10 protein-coding genes are annotated in these 9420 nt (G+C 70.6%); 3 read left to right on the top strand and 7 right to left on the bottom strand.

Translation table 11 applies throughout. The features are described 5' to 3' along the window. Positions 1-388: 388 nt before the first annotated feature. The gene (locus ACWDVB_RS08440; RefSeq protein ID WP_451518095.1) at positions 389-757 is read right to left on the bottom strand and encodes a holo-ACP synthase; all 369 of its coding nucleotides are present in this window, start codon (positions 755-757) and stop codon (positions 389-391) included. A gap of 108 nt (positions 758-865) precedes the next feature. Between ACWDVB_RS08440 and coaA the strand changes: the two genes are divergently transcribed. Beyond that, positions 866-1864, top strand: a complete 999-nt coding sequence (gene coaA, locus ACWDVB_RS08435) for a type I pantothenate kinase (protein ID WP_451518094.1) — start codon at positions 866-868, stop codon at positions 1862-1864. Positions 1865-1971: 107 nt separating this feature from the next. Beyond that, on the top strand, positions 1972-2922 hold the full coding sequence (locus ACWDVB_RS08430; protein ID WP_451518093.1) for a DUF389 domain-containing protein: 951 nt from the start codon (positions 1972-1974) through the stop codon (positions 2920-2922). Here the strand turns inward: ACWDVB_RS08430 and glmM are convergent. The 4 genes from glmM to ACWDVB_RS08410 all read right to left on the bottom strand — a co-directional run bounded on the left by glmM (position 2919) and on the right by ACWDVB_RS08410 (position 6955). Then, entirely contained in the window at positions 2919-4277 is a 1359-nt protein-coding gene (gene glmM / locus ACWDVB_RS08425; protein WP_451518092.1) for a phosphoglucosamine mutase, read from the bottom strand. The genes ACWDVB_RS08430 and glmM overlap by 4 nt on opposite strands. A 93-nt stretch (positions 4278-4370) precedes the next feature. Next, positions 4371-4892: a 30S ribosomal protein S9 gene (gene rpsI / locus ACWDVB_RS08420; protein ID WP_249588321.1), complete on the bottom strand. Its 522-nt coding sequence runs from the start codon at positions 4890-4892 to the stop codon at positions 4371-4373. A 42-nt stretch (positions 4893-4934) separates the two neighbouring features. Next, complete coding sequence (gene rplM / locus ACWDVB_RS08415) at positions 4935-5378, bottom strand: 50S ribosomal protein L13 (RefSeq protein ID WP_451518091.1); 444 nt, start codon at positions 5376-5378, stop codon at positions 4935-4937. A 359-nt stretch (positions 5379-5737) separates the two neighbouring features. Next, complete coding sequence (locus ACWDVB_RS08410; RefSeq protein WP_451518090.1) at positions 5738-6955, bottom strand: glycosyltransferase family 87 protein; 1218 nt, start codon at positions 6953-6955, stop codon at positions 5738-5740. 74 nt (positions 6956-7029) lie between these two features. On the opposite strand from ACWDVB_RS08410, the gene ACWDVB_RS08405 reads away from it, so the two are divergent. Next, positions 7030-7896 (top strand): hypothetical protein, encoded by an 867-nt coding sequence (locus ACWDVB_RS08405; protein ID WP_451518089.1) that lies wholly within the window; start codon positions 7030-7032, stop codon positions 7894-7896. A 36-nt stretch (positions 7897-7932) separates the two neighbouring features. Here the strand turns inward: ACWDVB_RS08405 and truA are convergent, their stop codons facing one another. Beyond that, positions 7933-8787: a tRNA pseudouridine(38-40) synthase TruA gene (truA, locus tag ACWDVB_RS08400; RefSeq protein WP_451518088.1), complete on the bottom strand. Its 855-nt coding sequence runs from the start codon at positions 8785-8787 to the stop codon at positions 7933-7935. 74 nt (positions 8788-8861) lie between these two features. Next, positions 8862-9356: a 50S ribosomal protein L17 gene (rplQ, locus tag ACWDVB_RS08395; protein WP_055553524.1), complete on the bottom strand. Its 495-nt coding sequence runs from the start codon at positions 9354-9356 to the stop codon at positions 8862-8864. Between the last annotated feature and the right edge of the window lie 64 nt (positions 9357-9420).

The raw sequence follows: 9420 nt of genomic DNA, 5'->3' as shown, positions 1-9420 counted from the left end.
CCCCGCCCTGCAAGGACAGGCACGGGAACACAGGACAGCCGGGGAACTCCCGCGCTGCTGAGGTGGACCTGGGATCACCCGACGGCGAGGGTAGGAACCTCGCGCCCTGCAAGGACAGGCACGGGAACACGGGGCGGGCGGGGAACTCCCCGCGCGGCAGGATCGGCGTAGGAGCTGGAAATCCGCGACGGCCCGCAGCCGCGAACGCGCGCGAGGGGACGTGGGGGTATGTGCGAGCGGAGCACAGTGGAGCAGCTAGCCCAGCAGCAAATCAACGCCCACACCAAGATGGCGAGCACGCACATACCCCCGCGGCCCCGCCCCACAGACGGAGAGAAGGCGCAGACGGCACCGCCCAAGGCCCAGGGGCCAGACCCCGCCAGACCCCCTACCCCTCCGCCACCACCACCGCCGAAGCCACCCCCGCATCATGACTGAGCGACACATGCCACACCCGAACCCCCAGCACAGAAGCCCGCTCAGCCACAGTCCCCCGCACCCGCACCCGCGGCTGCCCACTCTCCTCGACATACACCTCGGCGTCGGTCCACCGAAGCCCCCCCGGCGCCCCCAACGCCTTGGCCAGCGCCTCCTTCGCCGCGAAGCGGGCCGCCAGTGACGCGACCCCCCGCCGCTCCCCGCTCGGCAGCAGCAACTCGCTCTCCACGAAGAGCCGTTCCGCCATACCCGGCGTCCGGGACAGCGCCGCCCCGAACCGCTCGATCTCCGCGACGTCGATGCCGACCCCGATAATCACAGGCTCACCCCAGAAATCACCCGATCACGCAAAAAACACCGGCCCAGGGTGACACACCCCACCACGCCCCCCACCCCCTCGCCGTTCAAACAGCCGTAACAATGGACCGTGATCTCTTCGGTCTCCGCGCCTGCGAAGGCGCCGCGGAGCGCCCACCGGCACAAGCCGGAGGCGACTCCCTACCTCGACCTCACCCGAAACGAGTGGAGCGCTCTCCGGGAGAAGACGCCTCTGCCCCTGACGGCGGAGGAGGTGGAGAAGCTCCGCGGCCTCGGCGACGTCATCGACCTGGACGAGGTCCGCGACATCTACCTCCCGCTGTCCCGACTTCTGAACCTCTACGTAGGCGCGACGGACGGCCTGCGCGGAGCCCTCAACACCTTCCTGGGCGAGAAGGGGTCCCAGTCCGGGACCCCCTTCGTCATAGGGGTCGCCGGCTCCGTGGCCGTCGGGAAGTCCACCGTCGCCCGCCTCCTCCAGGCCCTCCTCTCCCGCTGGCCGGAACACCCCCGCGTGGAACTCGTCACCACCGACGGCTTCCTCCTGCCCACCGAGGAACTGGAAGCCCGCGGCCTGATGTCCCGCAAGGGCTTCCCCGAGTCGTACGACCGCCGCGCCCTCACCCGTTTCGTGGCGGACATCAAGGCGGGCAAGGAGGAGGTCACCGCCCCCGTCTACTCCCACCTCATCTACGACATCGTGCCGGGGCAGCGCCTCACGGTCCGCCGCCCCGACATCCTCATCGTCGAGGGCCTGAACGTCCTGCAGCCCGCACTCCCCGGCAAGGACGGCCGCACCCGTGTGGGCCTCGCGGACTACTTCGACTTCAGCGTGTACGTCGACGCCCGCACGGAGGACATCGAGCGCTGGTACCTGAGCCGCTTCAAGAAGCTGCGCGACACGGCCTTCCAGAACCCGTCCTCGTACTTCCGCAAGTACACGCAGGTGTCCGAGGAGGAGGCCCTCGACTACGCCCGCACCACCTGGCGCACCATCAACAAACCCAACCTCCTGGAGAACGTGGCCCCGACCCGCGGCCGCGCCGCCCTGGTGGTCCGCAAGGGCCCCGACCACAAGGTCCAGCGCCTGAGCCTGCGCAAGCTCTGAACACCGAACCCACCACCGCACCACCGCACCACTGCACCACTGCACCACTGCACCACTGCACCACCGCACCACCGCACCACCGCACCCCACCCGACTACTCTGCCGACATGCTGCACCTGCGCCTGATCTCCCCCGCGGACAAGACCGACGACGTACTGCGTCTGATCGAGGGGACGACCGGCACCGCGCACCTCGCCGTGGTGCCGGGCGCGGCCCGCGACCCCGCGGGCGACGTCATCATGTGCGACGTCGCCCGTGAGGCGGGCGACGAGCTGATAAGCGCTCTGCGCGCGCTGGACCTCGACAAGTGCGGCTCGATCGCGGTGGAGAACATCGACCTCTCCCTCTCCGAGCGCGCCGACAAGGCGGAGCACGACGCGCCGGGAGAGGGCTCGGACGCGGTCCTGTGGGAGCAGCTGACCGACGCGACCCACGAGGAGTCGACGCTTTCGATCACCTACGTCGCGTTCATCACGCTCGCCACGATGCTCGCGGCCTGCGGCGTCGTGCTGGACAACGCGATCCTGATCGTGGGCGCGATGGCCGTGGGACCGGAATTCGGTCCCCTGGCCGGTTTCTGCACGGCCCTGGTGCGGCGGGCGCCCAAGCTGGCGCTGCGCTCGCTGACCGCGCTGCTCGTGGGCTTCCTGGTGGCGATGGTGGTGACGGTCGGGTTCAGCTACGTCATGGACGCGACGGACCTGTTCACCCACGACGCCCTGAAGGCGGAGCGCCCGAACACGAACTTCATCTACCGCCCCGACTGGTTCTCGTTCGTCGTGGCGGTCCTCGCGGGCGCGGCGGGCACGCTCTCCCTCACCTCGGCGAAGTCGGGCGCCCTGGTCGGAGTGGCGATCTCCGTGACGACGGTCCCGGCGGCGGCGAACGCCGCGGTCGCCTTCAGCTACAACGAGTACAAGCAGGCGTGGGGCTCCACCGAGCAGCTGCTGCTGAATCTCCTCGGCATCGTCCTCGCCGGCACGCTCACGCTGCTGGCCCAGAAGGCTCTCTGGGCCACGCAGCGCGAACGTACCGCCGCGTCACACCACAAGCCCTAGCCCAGCGCCGACTTCACCACGTCGGCGAGCCGCCCGGCCACGGACCTGGCCTGCTCGATGTCGGCGGCCTCCACCATGACCCGCACCAGCGGCTCCGTCCCGGAGGGGCGCAGCAGCACCCGTCCGGTGGAGCCCAGCTCGCGCTCGGCGTCGGCGACGGCGGCGGACAGCTCGGCGGAGGTCTTCACGCGCGATCTGTCGACGTCCGGCACGTTGATGAGGACCTGCGGGAGCCGCTCCATGACGCCGGCGAGATCGGCGAGCGTACGCCCGGTCTCGGCGACGCGGGCCGCGAGCAGCAGCCCGGTCAGCGTGCCGTCGCCGGTGGTCGCGTGGTCGAGGACGATCACGTGCCCGGACTGCTCGCCGCCGAGGGCGAAGCCGTGCTCCTTCATCGACTCCAGGACGTACCGGTCGCCGACGGCGGTCTGCACCAGCGAGAGGCCCTGGGCCTCCATGGCCAGCTTGAAGCCGAGGTTCGACATGACGGTGGCGACAACGGTGTCGTGCCGCAGCGAGCCGTGCTCCCGCATGGCGAGGGCGAGCACGGCGAGGATCTGGTCGCCGTCGATCTCGGCACCGGTGTGGTCCACGGCGAGGCAGCGGTCCGCGTCCCCGTCGTGCGCGATGCCGAAGTCCGCCCTGTGCTCGACGACGGCTTCCTTGAGCAGCCCCAGATGGGTGGAGCCGCAGCCGTCGTTGATGTTCAGCCCGTCCGGCTGCGCCCCGATGGTGATGACCTCGGCGCCCGCGCGCGTGAACGCCTCGGGCGAGACGCGGGCTGCGGCGCCGTGCGCCTCGTCGAGGACGATCTTCAGTCCGTCGAGGCGGTTGGGCAGCACGCCGAGCAGGTGCGCGATGTACTGGTCGAGTCCCTGGTCGTACGACTTCACCCGGCCGACGCCGGACCCGGTGGGCCGCTGCCAGGGAGCGCCGGTGCGGTGCTCTTCGTACACGGACTCGATGCGGTCCTCCAGCTCGTCGGCGAGCTTGTGGCCGCCGCGGGCGAAGAACTTGATGCCGTTGTCGGGCATGGCGTTGTGGCTGGCGGAGAGCATCACGCCGAGGTCGGCGCCCAGCGCACCGGTGAGATGCGCCACCGCCGGGGTGGGCAGCACACCGACGCGCAGGACGTCCACGCCCGCGCTCGCGAGGCCCGCGACCACCGCGGCCTCCAGGAACTCCCCGGACGCGCGCGGGTCACGCCCGACCACCGCCACCGCGCGATGGCCTTCAAAGGTGCCCGCCTCGGCCAGTACGTGCGCCGCCGCCACGGAGAGTCCGAGCGCGAGCTCGGCCGTCAGATCCGCGTTGGCGACACCACGCACGCCGTCCGTGCCGAAGAGTCGTCCCACTGCTGTCCTCCGAACGTTCGTTCCTGATAGACGAACGCCCCGGCAGCACAGTGTGTGCCGCCGGGGCGAACGAGAAGTACAAGCAGGCAGCGATTAGCGCTTGCTGTACTGCGGGGCCTTACGGGCCTTCTTGAGACCGGCCTTCTTGCGCTCGACCGCACGGTCGTCACGCTTGAGGTAACCGGCCTTCTTCAGGGCGGCGCGGTTGTTGTCCACGTCGGCCTCGTTCAGCGCACGGGCGACACCGAGACGGAGCGCACCGGCCTGACCGGAGACGCCGCCACCCGAGATGCGGGCGATGACGTCGTAGCGGTTGTCGAGCTCGAGCACCTTGAAGGGCTCGTTGACTTCCTGCTGGTGGACCTTGTTCGGGAAGTAGTCCTCGAGCGTGCGCCCGTTGACCTTCCACTTGCCGGTGCCCGGGACGATCCGGACGCGGGCGATGGCGTTCTTGCGACGGCCCAGGCCGGCGGCCGGCTGGGGGTCGCCGAAGCGCGCGGCGTTCGACTCCGAGGTGTACTCGCCCTCGACGGGCGCCTCGGACTCGGTGGTGTACTGCTCGACGTCAACAACCTCGGTCTCTTCGACCGGCTGCTCAACGGTGGTCTCGGCCACGATTCTCCTCAGATTTCTTTACGTCTTTGGGGGTGGCCGGAACTACTGCGCGACCTGGGTGATCTCGAACGGGACCGGCTGCTGAGCGCCGTGCGGGTGCTGGTCACCCGCGTAGATCTTCAGCTTCGAGAGCATCTGACGACCCAGGGTGTTCTTGGGGAGCATGCCCTTGACGGCCTTCTCGACAGCCTTCTCGGGGCTCTTGGCGAGCAGCTCGTCGTAACGGACGGAACGCAGACCACCCGGGTAACCGGAGTGGCGGTACGCCATCTTCTGGGTCTTCTTGTTGCCGGAGAGGTGGACCTTCTCCGCGTTGATGATGATGACGAAGTCACCGGTGTCAACGTGAGGGGCGTAGATCGGCTTGTGCTTGCCACGCAGCAGGGTGGCAGCGGTGGTCGCCAGACGGCCCAGGACGATGTCCCGGGCGTCGATGACGTGCCACTGGCGGGTCACATCGCCGGGCTTGGGGCTGTACGTACGCACGGTGTCGTAGCCTTCGCTTCTTCAGAGGTGGGGTCCTGACATGGCCACCACGGACGATGTACGACAGCCTTGGCGGACATCGGTGACGCAACCGAGTCCTGCCGCTGGTCATCGGCCCGGTGGGCCGGTGTAAGGGCCCCTCACGTGAGAATGAGAAAGCCAATACACATAACGAACTCGCAGAATACCCGCGCTGCCCCGTACGGGTCAAAACGCGGGCCTGGAGACCGGCGCAGCCGGTTCCACCGCCTCGGGCGGCCCTGTGAGTTTCCAGGGTAACCGGCCTCCGGGCGCCCGGCACACCCCGCTCACCCCCGCGGGCACGGCCCGGCCCGGCTCCCCGCGCGGCTCCCCGCCCCTCACCTGCTGCGGGCCGCCGCCCCCACCTCCGGCCGCCGCCCCCGCGGCACCGGATCGTGACGCACCCCACGCCCACCAGCGGCCCCGCCCGCCACACACGCCCACCCGACGGTGACCGCCAGCAGACAGAGCGTCGCCGCGTCCTTGAAGGCGCGCCGCGTCCCCGGCTCCAGCCACGGCCAGGTGAACCCCGGCACCTGCGGCACCAGCGCCACCCAGAACCACGGACTCCGCCCCGGCGCCCCCGCCGTCAGCACCCCGGCGAGCAGCAGCGGAAGGACGACCAGGAGGTAGTGGTCGTACGAGGGCCGGGAGACGAGAAAGGCCGAAAGCATCAGCATCGTGGCGCACTCCACCCCCCTCGAAGGCCCCGCGTCCCCTCTCCTCCACCTCCGCCACGCGCACCACACGCCGGCCGCCGCCGCAGACCCCGCGAGCAGCGCCGCCACCGACGGGGGCACCCCGAGCCGCCCGAGCACCGCCGCCGGCGACGCCTCATACAGACGTACGAAGGCATCGTCGCCCCGCAGCAGGAAGGGCAGCGTCCGTGTGAAGAACCCGGCGGGGTCCGGCATCACGAGCGCGGCCCCCAGCGACACCACCGCGGGCACCGCGATCGCCGCCCCGAGCCCCCGCCACCGCCCGGCGAAGACGAAGAGGAGCACGACGGGCGCCAGCAGCGGCTTCACGGCGACGGCGGCGCCGATGACGACCCCGGCCGCCACCCACCGCCCCAGGCACACGAGCAGCAGCGCCGGTGGCAGCGCCACGGCCGACGCCACCGTCCAGTTGCCCAGCTCGACGAGGTGCCCGAAGGGCGCGAAGCCGAGCACGAGCCCCAGCAGGCCGTACGCCGCGAACCGGCTGCGCCAGGACACCTCGTACAGCCGCAGCGCGCACACCCACCCGGCGACGAGGCCGACGCTGACGCCCGCGGGGACCAGGAAGCGGGCCACGGCGGTCGGCAGCAGGGCCTGCGGCACCGCGGCGAGCACGGCCCCCGGCAGATAGAGGAAGTGCCGGTCGGCGTAGGGCGAACGCCCGTGGATCCACGCCTCGGCGGCCCGCACCACGATGGCGTTGTCCATCCCGCCGCCCGGCACCCTCAGCCCCACCCGGACGGCCCCGGCGAGCAGCACCAGACCGAGCACGGCCCGGACATGCCACCCGGCAGGCCGCAACAACCAACCCTTTACCGCCGATTTGCCCGTATCCATACGCCTCAGGCTAGGGCGGGAACCCCACACGACCGCCGCTCAACATCCCCAACTCCCCGTCTAAGATGCGGCCCATGAGCTTTGGGCAAGGGGGACCTCAGTGGGGTCCGGGCGGAACGGGCGGACCCGGCGGCGGACCCACACCCGACTGGGCGGCGCTCGCCGAAGCCTCCGAGGCACGCGCCCGGCGCCGCAAATGGCTGATGATCGGCGGCGGAGCGTTCGCCACCATCGGCATCGCGGCCGCCGTGGCGATCACCGTCGTCTCCGCCAACAGCGACGACGCCTCCGCCTCGAACAAGCCGGCCAGCGAGCTGCCCGCGACCGCGGACATCCCCGGGGCGAGCGACGACCCGGGTCCGACGTTCAAGGAGACCACTCCACCGCCGCCGCCGAACCCCAAGGACTTCATCTCCAGCGCCAAGAAGGACAAGGCGCCGCTCACCCCCGAGGGCCTCTTCCCCGGCAAGACGTACACCTCGGGCAAGAACGTCTACAAGAAGGGCGCGACCGACAGCACCGACAAGTGCGCGTCCGTCACCCAGCCCGCCCTCGGCACCATCCTCACCAGGAACGACTGCACCCGCCTGATCCGCGCCAGCTACGTCAAGGACGGCATCGCGGTCACCATCGGCGTCGCCGTCTTCGACACCTCGGCCGAGGCCAGGAAGGTCATGAGCCAGGTCAAGAACGGCCTGGTCAACACGTTGCCCGGCAAGGGCGTGCCCGGCTTCTGCCAGACGGGGGTGTGCCGCGGGACGTACCACGCGTACGGCCGCTACGCGTACTTCACCACCACGGGCTACCCCAGCGGCAAGGACGTCACGACGTCCGACCGCAAGGCCTACGCCGTCGGCGACACCATGGCCCGCTTCGCCTTCCAGCGCGTCGACCAGCGGGGCCGCGCCCAGGCGTCCGCCGCGGCGGCGGCCCCCGAATAGTCCGGCCGCCGCGGGCTCAGCGGCACCCGGCGCGGCTCAGCAGCACCCGGCGCCGGGCAGCGTCCGCTTGTTGCGCGCCTCCTTGCTGCGCGCGGCGAGCAGCTCGTCGGCGGGGTAGCCGACCTCCTCCAGCGTGAGCCCGTGCGGCCGCACGACGTGCACGGCGGAGTCCCGCACGCCCGCCGCGAGCACCTTCGCCGGCCACTCCACGGGCCGGTGCCCGTCCCCCACGAACAGCATGGCGCCGACCAGCGACCGCACCATGTTGTGGCAGAAGGCGTCGGCCCGCACGGTCGCTTCGAGCACCCCGTCCGCGCGCCGCTCCCACCGCAGCTCCTGGAGCGTACGAATGGTCGTGGCGCCCTCACGCCGCTTGCAGTAGGCGGCGAAGTCGTGCTCGCCGACCAGCCGCTCGGCGGCGGCGTTCATGGCGTCGAGGTCCAACTCCCAGTCGTGCCACAGCACATGCCCCCGCAGCAGCGGATCGACGCCACCGGGATGGTCGGTGACGCGATAGGCGTACCGCCGCCACACGGCCGCGAACCGGGCGTTGAAGCCGACGGGCGCCTCGGCGACCTTCCACACCCGCACATCGTGCGGCAGCCGCCCCGCGAGCCGCCGCAGCAGCTTGTCCCGGTGCTCCTCCCACACGGTCTCCGGCAGATCGACATGGGCGACCTGCCCCCGCGCGTGCACCCCGCTGTCGGTCCGCCCGGCGACCGTCAGCTCGTACGTCTCCCGCGATCGCGTCACCGTCCGCAGCGCGGCCTCGATCTCACCCTGGACGGTCCGCTGCCCCTGCCGCTGCTTGGCCCAGCCGGAGAACTCCTTGCCGTCGTACGAAAGGTCAAGACGCACCCGCACGAATCCGGGCTCTACCTCATCACTCACACCGCAATCCTCTCAACAACGCGAAAGCGGGCCCGCCCCGCAGGGGGCGGACCCGCTCACAGCAAGGCAGAGCCTCAGGCGTCCTTGGACTCCTCGGCGGCCTCAACCGGCTTCGCGTCCTCGACGGGCGCGTCGTCCTTCTTGAGGGCGTCTTCCTTGACGGCACGCTTGGTGGCCGCCTCGGCCTCACCGGTGGCCTCCTGGGCCACGGTCAGGGCCTCCACCAGCTCGATGATCGCCATGGGCGCGTTGTCGCCACGACGGTTACCGATCTTGGTGATACGGGTGTAGCCACCCGGGCGGTTCACGTAGCGCGGGCCGATCTCCGTGAAGAGCGTGTGCACGATGCTCTTGTCGGTGATGACGGACAGCACCTGGCGGCGGTTGTGAAGGTCACCCTTCTTCGCCTTGGTGACCAGACGCTCCGCGTACGGACGCAGGCGACGGGCCTTCGCCTCGGTGGTGGTGATGCGGCCGTACTCGAAGAGCTGCTTGGCGAGGTTCGCCAGCAGAAGCTTCTCGTGCGCGGCGCTGCCGCCCAGACGGGCGCCCTTGGCAGGCTTCGGCATGGTGTTTCTCCTTGATGTCTGCCCCGGCCGTATCAGGTACCGGGGTCAGCGGCCGCGCCCCGAT

It is taken from the genome of Streptomyces sp. NPDC003379 (assembly GCF_053589195.1).
This window is presented reverse-complemented; position numbering and strand designations above follow the sequence as displayed.